This window comes from Cyanobium sp. LEGE 06113 (assembly GCF_015207615.1).
The window spans coordinates 1-19,259 of record NZ_JADEWM010000015.1 but is presented as its reverse complement, the minus strand read 5'-3'; the positions used below and the strand labels follow the sequence as shown (position 1 = coordinate 19,259).

General features: G+C 70.7%; 15 protein-coding genes and 3 pseudogenes. 11 read left to right on the top strand and 7 right to left on the bottom strand.

Annotated features, from left to right (window positions below; all coding sequences use genetic code 11):
• Positions 1-12 precede the first annotated feature (12 nt).
• A complete protein-coding gene (locus tag IQ220_RS15230; RefSeq protein ID WP_193916381.1) occupies positions 13-2,055 on the top strand; it encodes a ribonuclease J in 2,043 nt (680 codons plus the stop codon).
• Between the two features lie 13 nt (positions 2,056-2,068).
• Here IQ220_RS15230 and IQ220_RS15225 read toward each other — a convergent pair whose 3' ends face one another.
• Complete coding sequence (locus tag IQ220_RS15225; RefSeq protein ID WP_193916378.1) at positions 2,069-2,740, bottom strand: hypothetical protein; 672 nt, start codon at positions 2,738-2,740, stop codon at positions 2,069-2,071.
• Positions 2,715-3,812, bottom strand: a complete 1,098-nt coding sequence (gene tilS / locus IQ220_RS15220) for a tRNA lysidine(34) synthetase TilS (RefSeq protein WP_193916375.1) — start codon at positions 3,810-3,812, stop codon at positions 2,715-2,717. The genes IQ220_RS15225 and tilS overlap by 26 nt, the downstream gene beginning before the upstream one ends.
• Positions 3,813-3,867: 55 nt before the next feature.
• Here tilS and IQ220_RS15215 point away from each other — a divergent pair, with 55 nt between their 5' ends.
• The 3 genes and pseudogenes from IQ220_RS15215 (at position 3,868) to uvrB (ending at position 7,274) form a co-directional block, all read left to right on the top strand.
• A complete protein-coding gene (locus IQ220_RS15215; protein WP_193916357.1) occupies positions 3,868-4,662 on the top strand; it encodes a DUF561 domain-containing protein in 795 nt (264 codons plus the stop codon).
• Positions 4,663-4,751: 89 nt separating this feature from the next.
• Positions 4,752-5,179 (top strand): annotated as a pseudogene (locus IQ220_RS15210) (phage holin family protein).
• 88 nt (positions 5,180-5,267) lie between these two features.
• Positions 5,268-7,274: an excinuclease ABC subunit UvrB gene (gene uvrB, locus IQ220_RS15205; RefSeq protein WP_304524009.1), complete on the top strand. Its 2,007-nt coding sequence runs from the start codon at positions 5,268-5,270 to the stop codon at positions 7,272-7,274.
• Here the strand turns inward: uvrB and IQ220_RS15200 are convergent.
• Positions 7,237-9,120 (bottom strand): aspartate kinase, encoded by a 1,884-nt coding sequence (locus IQ220_RS15200; protein ID WP_193916353.1) that lies wholly within the window; start codon positions 9,118-9,120, stop codon positions 7,237-7,239. The genes uvrB and IQ220_RS15200 overlap by 38 nt on opposite strands.
• A gap of 61 nt (positions 9,121-9,181) precedes the next feature.
• Positions 9,182-10,231, bottom strand: coding sequence for a DNA polymerase III subunit delta (gene holA, locus IQ220_RS15195; RefSeq protein WP_193916350.1), 1,050 nt, complete (start codon positions 10,229-10,231; stop codon positions 9,182-9,184).
• Between the two features lie 99 nt (positions 10,232-10,330).
• On the opposite strand from holA, the pseudogene IQ220_RS15190 reads away from it, so the two are divergent.
• A pseudogene (locus IQ220_RS15190) lies at positions 10,331-10,965 on the top strand (precorrin-8X methylmutase).
• On the opposite strand, the pseudogene mutS reads toward IQ220_RS15190, so the two are convergent.
• Positions 10,950-13,705, bottom strand: a pseudogene (mutS, locus tag IQ220_RS15185) (DNA mismatch repair protein MutS). The pseudogenes IQ220_RS15190 and mutS overlap by 16 nt on opposite strands.
• A gap of 215 nt (positions 13,706-13,920) precedes the next feature.
• Here mutS and psbZ point away from each other — a divergent pair.
• Complete coding sequence (gene psbZ, locus IQ220_RS15180) at positions 13,921-14,109, top strand: photosystem II reaction center protein PsbZ (protein WP_186697989.1); 189 nt, start codon at positions 13,921-13,923, stop codon at positions 14,107-14,109.
• A gap of 67 nt (positions 14,110-14,176) precedes the next feature.
• Entirely contained in the window at positions 14,177-14,656 is a 480-nt protein-coding gene (ribH, locus tag IQ220_RS15175; RefSeq protein WP_193916346.1) for a 6,7-dimethyl-8-ribityllumazine synthase, read from the top strand.
• Here ribH and IQ220_RS15170 read toward each other — a convergent pair.
• The gene (locus IQ220_RS15170) at positions 14,653-15,135 is read right to left on the bottom strand and encodes a GNAT family N-acetyltransferase (protein ID WP_193916343.1); all 483 of its coding nucleotides are present in this window, start codon (positions 15,133-15,135) and stop codon (positions 14,653-14,655) included. The genes ribH and IQ220_RS15170 overlap by 4 nt on opposite strands.
• On the opposite strand from IQ220_RS15170, the gene rfbA reads away from it, so the two are divergent.
• From rfbA to rfbB, 4 genes are read left to right on the top strand one after another with little or no spacing between them, the layout of a single operon-like run.
• On the top strand, positions 15,134-16,069 hold the full coding sequence (gene rfbA / locus IQ220_RS15165) for a glucose-1-phosphate thymidylyltransferase RfbA (RefSeq protein ID WP_193916341.1): 936 nt from the start codon (positions 15,134-15,136) through the stop codon (positions 16,067-16,069). The two genes, IQ220_RS15170 and rfbA, sit on opposite strands and share 2 nt — an antisense overlap.
• A complete protein-coding gene (gene rfbC, locus IQ220_RS15160; protein ID WP_193916338.1) occupies positions 16,059-16,643 on the top strand; it encodes a dTDP-4-dehydrorhamnose 3,5-epimerase in 585 nt (194 codons plus the stop codon). Before rfbA ends, rfbC begins: the two co-directional genes overlap by 11 nt.
• Complete coding sequence (gene rfbD, locus IQ220_RS15155) at positions 16,640-17,644, top strand: dTDP-4-dehydrorhamnose reductase (protein ID WP_228009302.1); 1,005 nt, start codon at positions 16,640-16,642, stop codon at positions 17,642-17,644. Before rfbC ends, rfbD begins: the two co-directional genes overlap by 4 nt.
• Complete coding sequence (rfbB, locus tag IQ220_RS15150) at positions 17,641-18,744, top strand: dTDP-glucose 4,6-dehydratase (RefSeq protein ID WP_193916335.1); 1,104 nt, start codon at positions 17,641-17,643, stop codon at positions 18,742-18,744. The genes rfbD and rfbB overlap by 4 nt, the downstream gene beginning before the upstream one ends.
• A 34-nt stretch (positions 18,745-18,778) precedes the next feature.
• Here the strand turns inward: rfbB and IQ220_RS15145 are convergent, their stop codons facing one another.
• Positions 18,779-19,147 (bottom strand): transposase, encoded by a 369-nt coding sequence (locus IQ220_RS15145; RefSeq protein WP_193916333.1) that lies wholly within the window; start codon positions 19,145-19,147, stop codon positions 18,779-18,781.
• Positions 19,148-19,259: the final 112 nt, after the last annotated feature.

Sequence of the window (19,259 nt, the reverse complement as noted above, 5' to 3'; positions counted from 1 at the left end):
GAGTTTTCTTACATGTCAAATTCCCAGGTTCGTCATAGTTCCTCCCAGAACGGATCCAACGGCAAGCAACCGGCCCTGCGGGTGATTCCCCTCGGTGGCCTCCATGAGATCGGCAAGAACACCTGCGTGTTCGAGTACGGCGATGAGCTGATGATGGTGGATGCCGGCCTGGCCTTCCCCAGTGATGGCATGCACGGCGTCAACGTGGTGATGCCCGACACCAGCTATCTGAAGGAAAATCAGAAGCGCATCCGCGGCATGATCGTGACCCACGGTCACGAAGACCACATCGGTGGCATTGCCCACCACCTCAAGAACTTCACGATCCCGGTGATCCATGGGCCGCGCCTGGCGCTGTCGATGCTCACCGGCAAGATGGAGGAAGCCGGTGTGATGGATCGCACCATCCTCAAGACCGTCGGCCCCCGCGATGTGGTGAAGGTGGGCCAGCACTTCTCCGTGGAGTTCATCCGCAACACCCACTCGATGGCAGACAGCTTCACGCTGGCCATCACCACCCCGGTGGGCACGGTGATCTTCACCGGGGACTTCAAGTTCGACCACACCCCCGTGGACGGCGAGCACTTCGACATGGCCCGCCTGGCCCACTACGGCGACAAGGGGGTGCTCTGCCTGTTCAGTGACTCCACCAACGCCGAGGTGCCTGGCTTCTGTCCTCCCGAGCGCTCGGTGTTCCCGAAGCTCGACCAGCACATCGCCAAGGCCGATGGCCGGGTGATCATCACCACCTTCGCCAGCTCGATCCACCGGGTGTCGATGATCCTGGAGCTGGCCATGAAGAATGGCCGCAAGGTGGGCCTGCTGGGCCGCTCCATGCTGAATGTGATCGCCAAGGCCCGCGAACTCGGCTACATGCGCGCCCCCGATGATCTGTTCGTGCCGATCAAGCAGATCCGTGATCTGCCGGATCGGGAAACCCTGCTGCTGATGACCGGCAGCCAGGGCGAGCCCCTCGCTGCCCTCAGCCGCATCTCCAGGGGCGAGCACCCCCAGGTGCAGGTGAAGCCCTCAGACACCATCATCTTCTCGGCCAGCCCGATCCCGGGCAACACCATCTCCGTGGTGAACACCATCGATCGCCTGATGATGCTTGGGGCCAAGGTGGTCTATGGCAAAGGCGAAGGCATTCACGTTTCCGGCCATGGTTTCCAGGAAGACCACAAGCTGATGCTGGCCCTGGCCAAGCCCAAGTTCTTCGTGCCGGTGCACGGCGAGCACCGCATGCTTGTGGCCCACTCCAAGACCGGCATGTCGATGGGCATTCCGCCCGAGAACACCCTCATCATCGACAACGGCGATGTGGTGGAACTCACCCCCGATTCGATTCGCCGGGGTGAGCCCGTGAAGGCCGGCATCGAGCTGCTCGATGCCTCCCGCAATGGCATCGTCGACTCCCGGGTGCTCAAGGAGCGCCAACAGCTGGCCGAAGACGGTGTGATCACCCTGCTGGCGGTGATCAGCACCGATGGCGTGATGGCGGCGCCGCCGCGGGTGAACCTGCGGGGCGTGGTCACCACGGCCGATGCCCGCAAGCTCAGCCTCTGGGCCGAACGCGAAATCTCCTGGGTGCTGGAGAACCGCTGGAGCCAGCTGAGCCGCAACACCGGTGGCAAGGCCCCGGATGTGGATTGGGTGGGCGTGCAACGGGAGGTGGAGCTGGGGCTGCAGCGCCGCCTGCGCCGCGAACTCCAGGTGGAGCCCCTGATCCTCTGCCTGGTGCAGCCGGCTCCGGCCGGCACCCCGGCCTACCAGGGGCGGGCCGATGCCGAGCCCGATTCCCGGCCGGCACCCCGCGGCCGCGCTGGCGGCCGTGACAGCCGCTCGCTGGATCGCACCCCCCGGCGGGACGGGGCTCCGGTGGGAGCGGCCTCAGCCGCCGCCTCGGGGGCCCAGGCGGCGACCTCAGCGGCCACTCCTGTCGTCAAAGCCGCGGTGAAGGCGGCCCCGGCAGCGGTCGTGCCTACTGCGGCCGCTCCCGAGCCCGAGATCGCAGGCCGCACCCGCCGCCGCCGCTCGGCGGCCGCCGCGGGCTGAGTTCGGCTGGGCCTCAGCCCAGCCTCACGTGCAGCAGGCCCCGGGAGAGCTCCTTGATCTCCTCGGGGCTGAAGCCATTGGGCTCATCCTGACGGCGCAGGGCCTCCAGCACGCTGCCGGCCGGTTGCAGCCGCTCCACCTCCTGCATCTCCACCACCTGCTGCCGCTCGGGATCCGCCTGGGCCACCTCGATCTGCTCGGCTTCCTCAATCACCTCCACGGCAATCGCCTCAGGCCGGAGTGGCTTCTCTCCGGCCTGAGGCCCTGAACCCGGGCCTTCATCCAGCTGCTCCAGCCAGGGCATCGCTGCTCCTGTGGGGCTGGTCTGGACCGCATCGCGAGCGGGTTCTGGTGCCAAGGATTGCTGCGGGGCCCTGCCCTGCTGGCGGGCCACCACACCGGAGTCCTCCAGGCCCTGCTCGGCGATCTGAGTCAGGCTGGGATCATTGCAGTGGCGCAGCAGGGCGCGGTAGTAGCCCTTGGCCGTGTCCACATCCCCCATGCCGTAGAGGCGGGTGTGGCCCAGCAGCAGGATCACCCGCAGGCGCAGGGGGTCAGCTGGATCGTCGGGAAGGTCCAGCAGCAGCGCCTCCCCCAGGGATTCCACCTCGGCCCACTGGCGTTCGCTGTAGACGCGCTCGATCGCGCCATAGCGCTCCTCATAGGACCCGCGGCTCTCGGCCATGGCTCTCGGCTGTAGGGGCACAGGTGAGAACCAGTGTGCTGCGTTGCCACTGCAAACGCCACCCACCGGCCAGCTGCAGGCTGCCTGCCCCCGACCCAGCGGCCAGCCGATCGAGCAGCGTTTCGAGGCTGCGGCGGCTGAGCCGCTCCCCCAGGTGGTGGCTGAGCCAGTGCTGCAGCAGGGCGCCCTGGTTGGCGCGCTGCAGGGCGCGCAGGGGGGCAAGCGGCAGCTGCTGATCGCTTCCGGCGCCGCTGCTGTCCCTGGCCCCCAGAGCGGCCAGCGCCAGGGAGAGCAGTTCCCCCTGGGTGTCGTCATCGGCGGCGAGTTGCTCGGCCAGGGCGGCCAGGCGCCGGGCGGCGCCGGGATGCAGGGCCTCCAGCACCGGCAGCACCTCCTGCCGCAGCCGGTTGCGGCTGTAGCGCCGGTCGTTGTTGCTGGGGTCAGGCCACACCGGCAGCTGCAGCTGCCGGCAGAGCCGGCCGGTGTCGGCCCGGCTGAACGGCAGCAGCGGCCGGGCCAGCTGCAGCTCACCCTCCAGGGCACGCAGGCCGCGCAGGCTGGCCAGACCCCGGCGGTGGCTCCCCCGGGCCAGGTTGAACAGCAGCGTCTCGGCCCGGTCGCTGGCGGTGTGGCCCGTCACCACCCGGCTGGCCCCGAGCGCTGCGGCGCCGATCGCCAGCCGCCGGTAGCGCCAGGCCCGGCCCGCGGCCTCGCTGGGGATGCCGCCAGCACCGCCGCTGGCGGCAGGTTCTCCTGGCTCGGGCTGCCAGCACTCCCCCAGCAGCGGCAGACCCTGCCCGGCGGCCCAGGCCGCCAGCTGCTGCGCCGTTCGGCCTGATTCGGGCCGCCAGCCGTGATCGCCGTGCCAGAGGTGCAGCCGCCAGCCGTGCAGCCGCCGCAGGGCGGTGAGCAGCGCCACCAGGGCCATGGAGTCCTGGCCGCCGGAAACAGCCAGCAGCAGGGTGTCGCTATCGGGCAGCAGGGCCGGGTGGCGCCGCAGGTGGCGGTGCAGCCGCAGGTGATCGGCGCTCCAGTCGGCCGCGGCGCTGGGCTGGGGCTGGGGATCGGACACCCTGACGACGGGGGTTCAAGTGGGAGAATGACCCCACTGTGCAGCTGTTCCTGCGATGTCGTCCGGCTCCTCCCGTCTTGCCCAGCTGCCTGCCCCGTTGCGGAGCGCCCTGGCGGAGTGTCGCCTGATCAAGGTGATCGCCGGCCTCACCAACTTCGATGCTGCCGCGGTGGAGCGCATCAGCCAGGCGGCTGGGGAAGGGGGTGCCGACCTGATCGACGTGGCCTGTGACCCGGCCCTGGTGCGACGGGCTGCAGTGGCGTCCGGCCTGCCGATCTGCGTGTCGGCGGTGGACCCCGAGCTGTTCCCAGCCGCTGTGGCCGCCGGCGCGGCGATGGTGGAGATCGGCAACTACGACGCCTTCTATTCCCTCGGTCGCCGCTTCGAGGCCGACGAGGTGCTGGCGATCACCCGCCGCACCCGCGAGCTGCTGCCCGAGGTGGTGCTGTCGGTCACGGTGCCGCATGTTCTGCCCCTGGATCAGCAGGAGCAGCTGGCTCTCGACCTGGTGGCGCTCGGTGCCGACCTGATCCAGACCGAGGGCGGCACCAGCGCCCGGCCCTTCAGCCCTGGCGTTCTGGGCCTGATCGAAAAGGCGGCCCCCACCCTGGCGGCCACCCATGCGATCAGCCGGGCCCTGGCCGCTGCCGCCGGCCCCGAAACCCCTGCCGTACCGGTGCTCTGTGCCTCGGGCCTCTCGGCCGTGACCCTGCCCCTCGCCGTGGCGGCCGGCGCTGCTGGCGTTGGTGTGGGCTCCGCTGTGAACAGGCTGCAGGAGCCCTGGGCCATGGCGGCGGTGGTGCGGGAGCTGCGGACGGCCCTACCCCGTCCGGTGGCGGCGACGCTCTGAACGTAGGCCTGGCTCAGCAACCCTCAGTCACAACAGAGTGCCAGTGGGCGTTCCCAGGCCTACGTTTCGAAGGTTCCACCTGAACTGTCATGGGCTCCCTCGTCTGGCTGCTGCAGTGGCCGATCCGTGCTCTGGTGCTGCTGATCGTCGCCTGGCTTCCCCTGGGTGTTGAGATCGAGAGCTTCCCGATCGCCCTGCTCGCCGCTGTTGTGATCGGCCTGCTGGGCACCCTGTTGATCTGGCCGCTCAAGCTGCTGCTGGGGCCCGTCTGGGCCGTCACCAGCCTCGGCGGGGTGATCAGTCCGGTGAGTCTGCTGTTCAACTGGCTGATCACCGTGATTCTGTTCGGCCTGGCGGCCTGGCTGATCCAGGCTTCCGGCTGCGCCAGGGGCTGCTGAGCGCCGTGCTGGGGGCAGTGGTCTACGCGGTGCTGTCGGCGGTGATCCTGCGCATGCTCGGCCTCGATGTGGACTTCACCCGGGTCTCGGCGCTGATGAGCCAGGTAGCTGCGGGCTGATCCGCGCCCCTGCGGGTCTTCGGGACGGCCATTTCGCTGCTCTCGGCACCGCGGTAGCGGGCGCGGCTCGCCAACAATGGGCACCATGATGGTTCCCTTCGAGCTCCACGCCCCCTACCAGCCCAAGGGCGATCAGCCCACGGCGATCGCCGGGCTGGTTCAGGGCGTTCAGGCCGGCGAGCGCTACCAGACCCTGCTGGGGGCCACCGGCACCGGCAAGACGTTCACGATCGCCAATGTGATCGCCAGCACCGGGCGTCCCACCCTGGTGCTGGCCCACAACAAGACCCTGGCGGCCCAGCTCTGCAATGAGCTGCGCGAGTTCTTTCCAAAGAATGCCGTTGAATACTTCATCTCCTACTACGACTACTACCAGCCGGAGGCCTATGTGCCCGTCTCCGACACCTACATCGCCAAGACGGCGTCGATCAACGAAGAGATCGACATGCTGCGCCATTCGGCCACCCGCTCCCTGTTCGAGCGCCGCGATGTGATCGTGGTGGCCTCGATCAGCTGCATCTACGGCCTCGGCATCCCCAGCGAATACCTCAAGGCCGCGGTGAAATTCCAGGTGGGCGACACGCTCAACCTGCGTGCCTCCCTGCGTGACCTGGTCAACAACCAGTACTCCCGCAACGACGTTGAGATCTCCCGCGGCCGCTTCCGGGTGCGGGGCGATGTGCTGGAGATCGGCCCGGCCTACGAAGATCGTCTGGTGCGGATCGAGCTGTTCGGCGATGACGTGGAGGCGATCCGCTATGTGGATCCCACCAGCGGCGAGATTCTGCAGAGCCTCGACGCGATCAACATCTACCCGGCCAAGCACTTCGTGACCCCCAAGGAGCGGCTGGCCGAGGCCATCGCCGCGATCCGCCACGAACTGCATGAGCGGCTCGATCTGCTCAATGGCCAGGGGCGTCTGCTGGAGGCCCAGCGGCTGGAGCAGCGCACCATCTACGACCTGGAGATGCTGGAGCAGGTGGGTTACTGCAACGGCGTGGAGAACTACGCCCGCCACCTCGCCGGCCGCCAGGCCGGCACCCCGCCCGAGTGCCTGATCGACTACTTCCCCGACGACTGGTTGCTGGTGGTGGATGAGAGCCACGTCACCTGCTCCCAGTTGCAGGCCATGTACAACGGCGACCAGAGCCGCAAGCAGGTGCTGGTGGAGCACGGCTTCCGTCTGCCCAGCGCCGCCGACAACCGGCCCCTCAAGGGCGAGGAGTTCTGGCGGAAGGCCCGCCAGACCATCTTCGTGAGCGCCACCCCCGGCCAGTGGGAGCTGGCCGAGAGCCGCGGCCAGGTGGTGGAGCAGGTGATCCGCCCCACCGGCGTGCTCGATCCCGTGGTGGAGGTGCGCCCCACCGAGGGCCAGGTGGACGACCTCCTCGGCGAGATCCGCCAGCGCGCCGACAAGCAGGAACGGGTGCTGGTGACCACGCTCACCAAGCGCATGGCCGAGGACCTCACCGATTATCTGGCCGAGAACGGGGTACGGGTGCGCTATCTACACTCCGAGATCCACTCGATCGAGCGCATCGAGATCATCCAGGATCTGCGCAATGGCGAGTACGACGTGCTGGTGGGGGTGAACCTGCTGCGCGAGGGCCTGGATCTGCCGGAGGTGTCCCTGGTGGCGATCCTCGATGCCGACAAGGAGGGCTTCCTGCGGGCCGAGCGCTCCTTGATCCAGACCATCGGCCGCGCCGCCCGCCATGTGGAGGGCAAGGCCCTGCTCTATGCCGAAAATCTCACCGATTCGATGGCCAAGGCGATCGGCGAAACCGAACGCCGCCGTGCCATTCAGCACGCCTACAACGAGAAGCACGGCATCACCCCCACGGCCGCAGGCAAGCGGGCGGGGAATTCCATCCTGGCCTTCCTGGAGGTGTCGAGGCGCCTCAATGACGAACAGCTTGAGCAGGCCACGGATCAGGCCGAGCACAACGCCGTTCCCCTCGATTCCCTGCCGGAGCTGATTCAGCAGCTCGAGGACAGAATGAAAACGGCGGCCAAGAACCTCGAGTTCGAGGAGGCCGCCAACCTGCGCGACCGCATCAAGGGGCTGCGGCAGAAGCTGGTGGGCCGGGCCTGAGCTCCGGGGCCTCGCTGCCCTCGGCCCGGTGGGTGGTGCTGCCGCCGAGCTCGAAGGTGCGGTGCACCGCCTGAACCGCCTCCACCCCCTGGTCGGCCGCCACCACGCAGCTGGTGCGGATCTCACTGGTGGCGATCAGCTCGATGTTGATGCCGGCCTCCGCCAGGCAGCGAAACATGCGCGCGGCGGTGCCCGGGGTGCAGGGCATGCCGGCGCCCACGGCGCTCACCCGGGCGATGGCCGCTCCCTCTTCAAAGCGGGAGCCGGGCCACTGGCCCAGCAGCGGCCCGAGGGCCTGTTCGGCCCGGCTACGGTCGTCGCGCTTCAGGGTGAAGCTGATGTCACGGGTGCGCTGCTGGCCGCTGAGGCCGGTGCGCTCCGACTGCACGATTGCATCGAGGCTGATGCCCGCATCGGCGAGGGCCCTGCACACGGCGGCGGCGGTGCCGGGGCGGTCAGGCACCTGGCGCACGGCCACCTGCGCCTGGCCGGTGTCGAGGGCCACGCCCCGCACGGCCGCCTCGCCGCTGTGGCAGGGGGGTGGATCGTGGCGCAGCTGGCTCTCCTGCAGCTCAAAGGCCTCGGCGGCCGCCCGCAGGGCGCGGCTGCCCTGGTCGCCGGCCACCAGGCAGCTCACCTTCACCTCGCTGGTGGCGATCAGCCGCAGGTTGATGCCGTAGCGGGCCAGGGTGTCGAACAGCCGCGCCGCCACACCGGGGCGGCCCATGATGCCGGCGCCGGAGATGCTCAGCTTGGCCAGCCCCGCTTCGCCGCTGAGGGTGGCGGCTCCGGCCCCCAGCTCGGCTCCCATGCCGGCCAGCACCTCGCGGCACACCAGCTGGGCCTGCTCCAGATCGGCCTCGGGCAGGGTGAAGGCAATGTCGTTGGTGAAGCTGCAGGCCTCGTCGGTGGTGCTCACATGGGTGGCCTGCACGATCAGATCCACGTTGAGGTGCGCCGCTCCCAGGGCCTCGAACAGCTGGGCCGCCACGCCGGGGCGATCCGGCACGTGCGAGAGCGCCACCACGGCCTGGCGATTTTCGAGATCGGCGCCATCCACCGGCTTGCCCAGTTCGAGGCCGCCCTGCCCGATCGGCTGCGGTGCCCCGCTGGTGAGCCGGGTGCCCGGCGCTTCGCTCCAGCTGGAGCGCACCACCAGCGGCACGCCGTAGTTGCGGGCGATCTCCACGGCCCTGGGATGCAGCACGGCCGCCCCGAGGCTGGCCAGCTCCAGCATCTCGTTGCAGCTCACCTCCGTCATCAGCTGGGCATCCGGCACCTTGCGCGGGTCGGTGGTGAGCACCCCGGGCACATCGGTGTAGATCTCGCAGGCCTCGGCGCCGAGGGCGGCGGCCAGGGCCACGGCGGAGGTGTCGGAGCCGCCCCGGCCCAGGGTGGTGATCTCCGGCGTGCCGGCCAGCCCGCTGCTGGTGCCCTGAAAGCCCGCCACCACCACCACCTGGCCTTCACCCAGCAGGCGCAGCAGCCGTTCGGTGCGGATCTCGAGGATGCGGGCGCGGCCGTGGGCCGACTCCGTCATGATCCCCACCTGCGGCCCGGTCATGGACACCGCCGGCACGCCCTCGGCATGCAGGGCCATCGACAGCAGCGCGATCGACACCTGTTCCCCGGTGGCCAGCAGCATGTCCATCTCCCGCTGGGGTGGATCGCTGCTGATCGCCCGGGCCAGGCCCGAGAGTTCGTCGGTGGTGTGGCCCATGGCCGACACCACCACCACCAGCTCATGGCCCTCGTCACGGCACTGGGCCACCCTGCGGGCCACCGCCTGGATCCGGGCCACGTCGGCCACCGAGGTGCCACCGAACTTCTGAACCAGCAGGGCCATGGGGGTGAGGGATCGAGGGTGGGGTCTTGGGTGGGGGCCCAGGGGTGATCGCAACGGCCGATTATCGGCTGCGGCCCTGCGCCGGGGTGAGCTGCTGGGCGGCGGCACCGAGCAGAAAGCCATCGCGGAAGGCATCCCCGGGGGCCGTGCCGCGTTTGAGGGCGGCCTCCACCTCCAGCAGCCGTGCCAGCAGGGCCAGGAAGCGAGAGCCGGGAATCCCCCTGATCTGTTTGCGCATCACATAGATGCGGCGCGGATTGCCGATGCCGGCGGCCTTGGCGATCGCGGCCACGTCCTGCTCACCGCGCTGATCCAGCAGGCACACCCACAGCCAGCCCCGGATCTGGCTGGAGAGGGTGGCCACGATGCGCAGCGCCGGTTCGCCCGCCTCGATCAGGGCATCCAGCAGGGCGATCGCCTCGGCGGGCCGTTCCTGCAGCAGGGCATCGCCCACGGCCAGGGCGCTGGTGCTCTGGCCCCCCACCAGCGCCTGCACAGCCTCCACGCTGATCGCCCTGTCGGCCTGGGGTGCTGCCGAGCCGGACGGCGCGCTCCGGCAGTAGAGCGCCAGCTTTTCCAGTTCACTGGCCAGCCGGGCGCTGTCGCTGCCGATGGCCTCGCTGAGGGCCTCGGCGGCACGGGGCTGCAGCTGCAGGCCCAGCTCCCTGGCCGTGCGCTGCACCAGCTCCAGCTGGCCGGCCCCATCCCAGATCGCCGGCAGGGGGAAGCCCTGCTCCTCGGCCTGGCCCTGCTTCACCAGCTTCTGCAGCGCCTTGGTGGTGCGCAGGCGACCATCGGGTTTGGCCGTGTTCACCAGCAGCAGATGGCAGTGGTCCGGCACCAGCGGCAGGGTGGCCTCAAGCTGATCGGCCAGCTCGGCGGGGCACTGGTTGCAGAACGGACTGCGCTGCAGCAGCACCAGCCGCGCCCCTGCCCCCAGAGGGGCGGTACGCGCCTCCCCCAGGGCCTGGGCCGCCTGGGCGGGATCCTGGCCATCCAGGCGGCTGAGGTTGATCGAGGCCCAGGCGGGGTCCACCAGCCGGGCGATCAGGCCATCCACGGCCCGGCCCCGGGCGGCGTCGTCATCGCCCCAGAGCAGGTGGATCGGCATGGCGGCAGGGGTGCATAGGGTTGGGGGGCGCCATGGCTGTGAGGGCGGTCAGGCCAGAGCGCTCCCGCCCGATCCCCCCCGAGTTCCATCGAGACCCCCATCCTCCAGGATCATCCGATTTTTCTCGAGAGCCTGCGGCTGATCCGAGCCGAACTGGCCGAGCGCGGTGTGGCCGGCCCCACCGACCCCCTGGAGCGGGCCGTGCTGGAGCGTTGCATCCACAGCAGTGGCGACCTCTCGATCGCGGCGGATCTGCGCTTCAGCCCGGGGGCCTGCGCCGCCGGCGCGCCGCCCTGGCCGCCGGCGGCGCCATCCTCACCGACACGGCCATGGCCGCGGCGGCGGTGGCGCCGATGGCGGCCCGCAGCTTCGGCAATCCGGTGCACAGCGTGCTCGCCTGGGCACCAGCGCGGGCGCCCGAGGGCAGCACCCGCACGGCCGTGGGCATGGAGGGTGCCCTGGCGGCCCTGGGGCCGGGCCTGGTGGTGCTGGTGGGCAGTGCCCCCACGGCCCTGGAGCGTCTGCTGGAGCTGGTGGCTGCCGGCGCGGTGCCAGCGCCGGCCCTGGTGATCGGCATGCCGGTGGGGTTCGTGGGGGTGGCGGAGAGCAAGCGTCACCTGGGCGCCAGTGGCCTGGCCCAGGTACGGCTGGAGGGCTCCCGGGGCGGAGCCGCCCTGGTGGGCGCGGCCTGCAACGCCCTGCTGCGGGCCGGCTGCCGTCAGGCGGCGTCCTGACCCACCCGCACGTGGCTGTTGGCCTCGATGCGACTCAGCACCTGGCGGGCCCGCAGCAGCACCGAGGCGGGAATGCCGGCCAGGCGGGCCGCCTCGATGCCGTAGCTGCGGCTGGCGCCGCCGGGCACCACCCGGTGCAGGAAGCGCAGGTCGCTGCCCGTTTCCTCCACGAGCACCTGGGCGTTGGCCACGTTGGGCAGCAGCTCGGCCAGCTCGTTGAGCTCGTGGTAGTGGGTGGCGAAGACGCTGCGGGCGCCGATGCCCTGGGCCAGCTCCTCGGCCACGGCCCAGGCGATCGAGAGGCCATCGAAGGTGGCGGTGCCGCGGCCGATCTCATCCAGCAGCACCAGTGAGCGGGCCGTGGCGTGGTGAAGGATGTTGGCGGTTTCGGCCATCTCCACCATGAAGGTGGACTGGCCGGCGGCCAGGTCATCGCCGGCGCCGACCCGGGTGAAGATGCGATCGGCGAGGCCCAGCCGGGCCGAGCGGGCCGGGATCCAGCTGCCCATCTGGGCCATCAGCTGCAGCAGCCCGGTCTGGCGCAGATAGCAGCTCTTGCCGCTGGCGTTCGGCCCCGTGAGGATCAGCAGATCGGGCGCTGACTGCGGGCCCTCCCAACCGAGGGCGATGCCATTGGCGGTGAAGGGCTCCTCCACCAGCAGCTGCTCCACCACCGGGTGCCGGCCGGCCTCGATCTGCAGCTCCCGGCCGTCGCTGAGCTGCGGGCGGCAGTAGCCGCCGCTGGCGGCCAGCTCGGCCAGGGCCACCAGGCGTCGAGCTCGGCCACCAGCCGGGCGGCCTGGCGGATGGCGGCCGCCTGCTCGCCCACCCGGCCGCGCAGCTGGCAGAACAGCGCATATTCCCGCTCGGCGGCACGGGCCCGCAGCTGCTGGATCTCGGCCTCGCGGCCCTTGAGGGCGGGCGTCACGAAGCGCTCCTCGTTGGCCAGGGTCTGGCGGCGGATCCAGTGGTCAGGCACGGCGGCGGCTTTGGCCCGGCTCACGGCCAGGAAGTAGCCGAAGGTGCGGTGGTGCTGCAGCCGCAGGCTGGCGATGCCGCTGGCCGCCCGTTCGGCGGCCTCCTGGCGGCCCAGCCAGGCGTCCTGGTCATCGAGCTGGTTGCGCAGGCCATCCAGCAGCGGATCGACGCCGTCATGGATCAGGGCCCCCTCCATGAGCGAGAGCGGCGGCGTCTCCAGCAGCACGTGGCGCAGGTTCTCGGCCAGGGCGTCGAGCCTGGGCCAGGGCCGCGCCAGGGCCGCCAGGGGGGCGGCAGCGCAGCGCTGCAGCAGGCCGGCGAGCTGGGGCAGCCGCTCCAGCCCATCGGCCAGGGCCACCAGATCGCGGGCCGAGGCACTGCCGGCGCCGGCGCGGCCCGCCAGGCGCTCCAGATCCCCCATCGGCCGCAGCAGCCGGCGCAGGGCCAGCCGCAGCGGGCGCTGACCCACCAGCTCCCCCACCGCCGTCTGGCGCGCCTCGATCCTCTCCAGATCCAGCAGGGGCGCCTCCAGCCAGCGCCGCAGGCAGCGGCCCCCCATGGCGGTGTGGGTGCGATCGAGGGCCCAGAGCAGGGAGCCCTCGAAGGCGCCGCTCAGCTGGGTGCGGGTGAGCTCCAGGTTGCGGCGGGTGGCGGCGTCCAGCACCAGGGCCTCGTCGGGGTGCCAGGTGGTGGGGGGATCGAGCGGCACCTGGCCGCTCTGGGTGCCATCGAGGTAGGCCACCAGCCCACCGGCGGCCCGCAGGGCCAGGGGGTGCTCCCCCAGGCCGAGGCCAGCCAGGCTCGCCAGGCCGAAGCGCTGTTTGAGGGTGGCCGTGGCCTCGGGCGCCTCGAACGGCGTGCGCGGCAGGGCGGTGCGCCGCAGGGTGGCTGGACACCAGGCCGCGGCTGCCGCCGCTTCCTCGCTGGCCACCGCCGGCCAGAGCACCTCGGCCGCCTCCACCTGCAGCAGCTCCTGATGCAGGGCATCGCTGCCCTGCTGCTGGCTGACGCGGAACTCGCCGGTGCTCACATCGGCCACCGCCAGCCCCCAGCCGGCGCCGCTGCCCGGGGGCTCCAGCACCACGGCGCAGAGCCAGTTGTTGCGGCGGGCCGCCAGCATCCCCTCCTCGATCACCGTGCCCGGCGTGAGCACCCGGGTGATGCCCCGGCGCAGCAGTTCGCCCTTGGTGGGGGTGCTCTCGAGCTGGTCGCAGAGGGCCACGCTGAAGCCGCGGCGCACCAGCTCGGCGCAGTGGCGCTCAGCCGCGTGGTGAGGGATGCCCGCCATCGGCACCCGCCCGATCGTCTTGCCGGCCTCCTTGCCGGTGAGGGTGAGCTCCAGCAGCCGCGAGAGGGTGATGGCGTCTTCGAAGAAGCACTCGAAGAAATCGCCCAGCCGGTAGAGCAGCACCCGCTCGGGGTGGTCGCGCTTGAGCTGCACGTAGTGGCGCAGCATCGGCGGCAGCCGGGCCGGCTCCACCAGGCTGTGGTGGTGCCAGGGGGGCAGATCGCTCTCGGGGGCCTGGGGGGCGTCGCCTCGGCCGCCGGCCTCGCCTGGCTCAGGTCCCGCAGGGCGGACGCGCTCAGCCCGACGACGCGGTCGGGCGGCGGCGGCGGCAAGCGGGTCCGGAGCCGTGGCCGGCTCAGTGGCCGCCGCCTCGCCTGCCGCAGTGTCCCCAGCTGCGGCCTCGCCGCTGGCACCGGCCTGCCCCGGGCCGTGGATCTCGGCGAACAGGGAGCCCTGCAGGACGGGCTCGGGCATGAGCGAAAGCTGCTGTTCGGCTTCCGCGGCCACGGCGCTGCGCTGGAGGCCGTTTGATCGTAGGTCGATCGCTGCGGCTGCCTGCGCCGCCGGGGCCGCAGCTGCCCGATCCCGGAGCCCGACAACTTGTGAAGGATCGGCGCTGGCCGCGCCGGAGACCCCGGGCCTGCGTGTGAGAATCCCGGCACTGACCGGCCCGGCGACGCCGCAGATCCATGCAGATCCTCAACACGCTCACCGTTCTGGCCCTGGTGGTGATGTCCTTCGCCCTGATCGTGGCGGTGCCCGTGCTCTACGCCACCAGCGAAGACAGCGGCCGCTCCAACCGTCTGATCCTGATCGGTGGCATCGCCTGGCTGGCCCTGGTGCTGGTGAACTGGGGCATGAGCTACTTCGTGGTCTGAAGCCGCCTCAGCAGCGCGCCTTCTACCCTGAAGCCACCTTGCCGCGTCACTGCTGTGGCGCCTGCCTGTGGCAATTTTCGAGGGCCGCTTTGTCGGTGCCGAGTCCCTCCGGATCGGCGTGGTGGTGGCCCGCTTCAACGATCTGGTCACAGCGAAGCTGCTGAGCGGCTGTCTCGACTGCCTTGGTCGCCATGGCATCGACACCTCCGCCAGCAGCGCCCAGCTGGATGTGGCCTGGGTGCCCGGCAGCTTTGAGATCCCCCTGGTGGCCCAGCGCCTGGCGGCAAGCGGCCGCTATCAGGTGGTGGTGACCCTGGGGGCTGTGATCCGCGGCGATACGCCCCACTTCGATGTGGTGGTGAGTGAGGTGAGCAAGGGCGTGGCGGCGGTGAGCCGCCAGAGCGGTGTGCCGGTGATCTTTGGCGTGCTCACCACCGACACGATGCAGCAGGCCCTGGAGCGGGCCGGCATCAAGAGCAACCTGGGCTGGAGCTATGGCCTGCAGGCGATCGAAATGGGCAGCCTGATGGCGGGCCTGCCGGGCTAGCTGGGTGGGGCTGGGCCAGCCTCCTGGGGATGGTGCGCCAGCAACTGCTGGCTCTCCACCCTGTGGAAGCCGAGCTGCTCGTAGAAGCCGGCGCTGTTGGTGGTCATCAGATACACCCGCTCCACCCGCTGCAGGCGCGGATCGCTGAGCAGGCCCTCCACCACCTGGCGGCCCAGGCCGCGTCCCTGCAGATCGCCCGCCACCACCACGTCCCAGAGCACGGCCCGGCAGACCCCATCGCTGCTGGCCCGCCCGAAGCCCACCAGCCGCTTGCCCCGCCACAGGCTCACCACCACGGGGCTGCCGGCCAGCAGGGTGCGCAGCTGGGCATAGCTGCGGTCCTGAGCCCAGAAGGCGTGGTGGTTGAACAGGCGCCGCAGCTTCAGCAGGGCGCGGCTGGGGCGCAGGCCGGGGCCGAGGCCGAACCAGCGCAGGCCTGGGGCGCCGGGAGCATGGCGAAGCAGCTGGATCGCGACCATGGCAACAACACCATGGCAACATCCTCCCAGTCACCCCGACGCTTTGAGCCAGCAGCGCAAGGGCATCGTTCTGGCCGGAGGCAGCGGCACCCGGCTGCACCCGATCACGCTGGCCGTGAGCAAGCAGCTGCTGCCGGTGTTCGACAAGCCGATGATCTATTACCCCCTCAGCACCCTGATGCTGGCGGGGATCCGCGAGGTGCTGATCATCACCACCCCCGCTGATCAGGAGCCGTTCGAGCGGCTGCTGGGCGACGGCCGCCGCTGGGGCATGGCCATTAGTTACGCCGTGCAGCCCAGCCCCGATGGCCTGGCCCAGGCGTTTCTGATCGGAGAGTCCTTCCTGGCGGGCGCTCCTGCTGCCCTGGTGCTGGGCGACAACCTCTTCCACGGGCAGGACTTCAGCCCCCAGCTGCAGGGCTGCAATGGCCAGCACCATGGCGCCACGGTGTTCGCCTACCCGGTGCGCGATCCGGAGCGCTACGGCGTGGTGGCCTTCGATGGCGAGGGTCGGGTGCTGAGCATCGAGGAGAAGCCCGCCAAGCCCCGCAGCCGCTACGCCGTGACCGGCCTCTACTTCTATGACGACTCCGTGGTGGAGCGGGCCCGGCGGGTGGTGCCCTCGGCCCGGGGCGAGCTGGAGATCACCGACCTCAACCTCCAGTACCTGGAGGAGGGCAGGCTGCGGGTGGAGCTGATGGGCCGCGGCATGGCCTGGCTGGACACCGGCACCTGCGATTCCCTGCACGAGGCGGGCAGCTACATCCGCACCCTCGAGCATCGCCAGGGCCTGAAGGTGGGTTGCCCTGAGGAGGTGGCCTGGCGGATGGGCTGGATCGACGCCGAGCAGCTCGCCGGCCTGGCTGCCCCCCTGCGCAAGAGTGGCTACGGCGAGTATCTGCTTCAGGTGTTGGAGACAGACCATGCAGGTTGAGCCGCTGAACAGCGCCTCTGGAGCCGTTCTGGAGGGGGTGCTGCTGCTCAGCCCAAGGGTGTTCGGCGACGAGCGGGGCTTTTTCTACGAGAGCTGGAACCAACAGACCTTCAATGCCGCCGCGGGCGCCACGAGCTTTGTGCAGGACAACCACTCCCGCTCGCAGCAGGGGGTGCTCAGGGGCCTGCACTACCAGCTGCCGCCCCACCCCCAGGGCAAGCTGGTGCGCTGCGTGCTGGGTGAGATCTTCGATGTGGCGGTGGACATCCGCCGCAGCTCGCCCACCTGGGGCCAGTGGGGCGGCGCCCTGCTCAGCGCCGAGAACAGGCAGCAGCTGTGGGTGCCGCCGGGCTTCGCCCACGGCTTCCTTACCCTCAGCCCCGAGGCCGAGGTGCTCTACAAGACCACCGACTTCTGGAGCAGGGACTGCGAGCGCGCCATCCGCTGGGATGATCCGGCCCTGGCGATCGCCTGGCCCCTGGAGGCCCTGGCCGGGGCCCAGCCCCAGCTGAGTGGCAAGGACGGCGCCGCGCCGCTCTTCGCCGAGCTGGGCGCGGGGGACCTGTTCCCATGACCAACACGGCCGCGATGGCGTCAGCCGATCAGCCCCTCAAGGTGCTGCTTACCGGGGCTGCCGGCCAGCTGGGCCAGGCACTGGTTGCCAGCACCCCTGCGGGCCTGGAGCTGATCGCCACCAGCCGCAGCGGCGGCGAGGGTCTCAGGGCCCTGGACCTGGCCGATGCGGCCGCCTGCCGCCAGCTGGTGCAGGAGCTGCGCCCCCACTGGGTGCTCAACGCCGGTGCCTACACGGCGGTGGACCGGGCCGAGAGCGAGCCGGAGCTGGCCGCCGCCGTGAATGCCGCGGCGCCGAAGGCCTTCGCCGAGGCCCTGGCCGGCAGCGGCGGCCGGCTGCTGCAGCTGAGCACCGATTTTGTCTTCGACGGCAGCCAGGGCACGCCTTACCGGCCCGACCAGCCCCTGGCGCCCCTGGGGGTGTATGGCGCCAGCAAGGCGGCCGGTGAACAGGCGGTGCTGGCCAGCGCCCTGGCGGAGGCAGGCCGCGCGCAGGTGTTGCGCACCAGCTGGGTGTATGGCCCGGTGGGCCGCAATTTCTGCCTCACCATGCTGCGCCTGCACGCCGAGAAGCCGGAGATCGGCGTGGTGGCCGACCAGGTGGGCTGCCCCACCAGCACCCTCACCCTGGCGGCGGCCTGCTGGCGGCTGATCGCGGTGGCCCGCGGTGGGGAGAAGGCCGCCGTGTCGGCCGACCTGGCCGAGCCCCTGCCGCCCCTGCTGCACTGGAGCGATGCGGGCGCCGCCAGCTGGTACGACTTCGCCGTGGCCATCGGCGAGCTGGGCCAGGAGCTGGGGCTGCTGCAGCGCCAGGCGCGGGTGCGGCCGATCACCACGGCGGATTACCCCACCCCGGCCCGCCGGCCCAGCTATTCGCTGCTGGAGTGCACCGCCAGCCACCGCCTGCTCGAGCTGCCGCCCCGCCACTGGCGGGCGGCCCTGCGCCAGGTGCTGCAACAGCTGCCCCTGTCTGATTCCCGCCCCGCCGCCGCTCCCCCGTGAACCACCTCCCCTCCCTGCTCGGTCCCCGCCGCCGCGTGCTGGTGACCGGCGGCGCCGGCTTCATCGGCGGCGCCGTGGTGCGGCGTCTGCTGCGCGACAGCGAGGCCACGGTGTTCAACCTCGACAAGTGCGGCTACGCCAGCGATCTCACCAGCGTGGAGGCCGTGCTGGATGAGCTCGGTGATGGCGCCGGGGCCCGCCACCAGCTGCTGCGGGTGGACCTCACCGATGCCGAGGCCACGGCCGCGGCGGTACGCCAGGCCGATCCGGATCTGGTCATGCACCTGGCCGCCGAGAGCCACGTGGACCGCTCGATCGAGGGTCCGGAGGCCTTCATCGCCAGCAACGTGAGCGGCACCTTCCACCTGCTGCAGGCCCTGCGGGGCCACTACGAGGGTCTGAACGAGGAGCGGCGCGCCGCCTTCCGGCTGCACCACATCAGCACCGATGAGGTGTTCGGCTCGCTGGGGCCCACGGGCCGCTTCTCGGAGACCACCCCCTACGACCCCCGCTCCCCCTACTCGGCCAGCAAGGCCGCCAGCGACCACCTGGTGAGCGCCTGGCACCACACCTACGGCCTGCCGGTGGTGCTCACCAACTGCTCCAACAACTACGGCCCCTGGCAGTTCCCCGAGAAGCTGATCCCGGTGGTGATCCTCAAGGCCGCCGCCGGCGAGCCGATCCCCCTCTACGGCGACGGCGCCAACGTGCGCGACTGGCTCTATGTGGAGGATCACGTGGACGCCCTGCTGCTGGCCGCCACCCGCGGCGAGCTGGGCCGCAGCTACTGCGTGGGCGGCCACGGCGAACGCACCAACAAGCAGGTGGTGGAGGCGATCTGCGCCCTGCTCGATCAGCTGCGTCCGGCCGGTGCCCCCCACGCCCGCCTGATCACCCCGGTCACCGACCGCCCCGGCCACGACCGCCGCTACGCCATCGACCCGGCCCGCATCAGCGGCGAGCTGGGCTGGCAGCCGCGCCACAGCTTCGAGGCGGGCCTGGAGGCCACGGTGCGCTGGTATCTGGAGCAGCAGGGCTGGTGCACGGCCGTGCGCGAGCGCGGCGGCTACACCGGCGGACGGCTGGGGTTGGTGGGGTGAACCATCTCAGACAACCGGTAAGTGCCGAGGCTGATTAGAACTTCCAAGATGAGGGCGGCTGTGGGCCTTCCTTCCCTTGGCAGCGCATCAGCCGCACCAGCAGCTCTACGTTATGGCTGACGGTACCCATCGCCTCAGCGATGGAATCGAACCCGTTGAGGCGTAACAGGTTGAGCGCCACGGCGCGTAGTTCTGCCAGCGCCGGCCCCCCGTTGCGTTCCCGGTAGCGGTGGGCGTCCTCACGCGGCTGGGTGTCGCGCACCCAGTGCCAGGAGTTCTCGATCGACCATCGGTCCCGCACGTGTCGCAGCACTGCTTTTGCCGTGGTGCGCAGGCTGGTGACGTCGTAGACGGTCTCGTTGATCGCCCTTCCCTCACGAGTACTGGCGCAGGGCTGATTCAAAGTGTGTCACAGGCGGCCTGGTCGGGGCTGTCAGCATGGGTTGAGGTCAGCGGAATCGCGCTCTTCCTGTGCCCGAAACCGCTCTTCCCGCCACTGATCTCGACCTGATCAG

What these genes read in the sequence shown, in the direction of transcription:
- IQ220_RS15170 (WP_193916343.1), bottom strand. Translation starts at nt 15,135, where the DNA reads ATGGTCGCGATCCAGCTGCTTCGCCATGCTCCCGGCGCCCCAGGCCTG.
- psbZ (WP_186697989.1), top strand. Translation starts at nt 13,921, where the DNA reads ATGCAGATCCTCAACACGCTCACCGTTCTGGCCCTGGTGGTGATGTCC.
- IQ220_RS15200 (WP_193916353.1), bottom strand. Translation starts at nt 9,120, where the DNA reads ATGGCCCTGCTGGTTCAGAAGTTCGGTGGCACCTCGGTGGCCGACGTG.
- holA (WP_193916350.1), bottom strand. Translation starts at nt 10,231, where the DNA reads ATGCCGATCCACCTGCTCTGGGGCGATGACGACGCCGCCCGGGGCCGG.
- uvrB (WP_304524009.1), top strand. Translation starts at nt 5,268, where the DNA reads ATGGTTCCCTTCGAGCTCCACGCCCCCTACCAGCCCAAGGGCGATCAG.
- rfbA (WP_193916341.1), top strand. Translation starts at nt 15,134, where the DNA reads ATGGCAACAACACCATGGCAACATCCTCCCAGTCACCCCGACGCTTTG.
- IQ220_RS15225 (WP_193916378.1), bottom strand. Translation starts at nt 2,740, where the DNA reads ATGGCCGAGAGCCGCGGGTCCTATGAGGAGCGCTATGGCGCGATCGAG.
- rfbD (WP_228009302.1), top strand. Translation starts at nt 16,640, where the DNA reads ATGACCAACACGGCCGCGATGGCGTCAGCCGATCAGCCCCTCAAGGTG.
- IQ220_RS15230 (WP_193916381.1), top strand. Translation starts at nt 13, where the DNA reads ATGTCAAATTCCCAGGTTCGTCATAGTTCCTCCCAGAACGGATCCAAC.
- IQ220_RS15215 (WP_193916357.1), top strand. Translation starts at nt 3,868, where the DNA reads ATGTCGTCCGGCTCCTCCCGTCTTGCCCAGCTGCCTGCCCCGTTGCGG.
- rfbC (WP_193916338.1), top strand. Translation starts at nt 16,059, where the DNA reads ATGCAGGTTGAGCCGCTGAACAGCGCCTCTGGAGCCGTTCTGGAGGGG.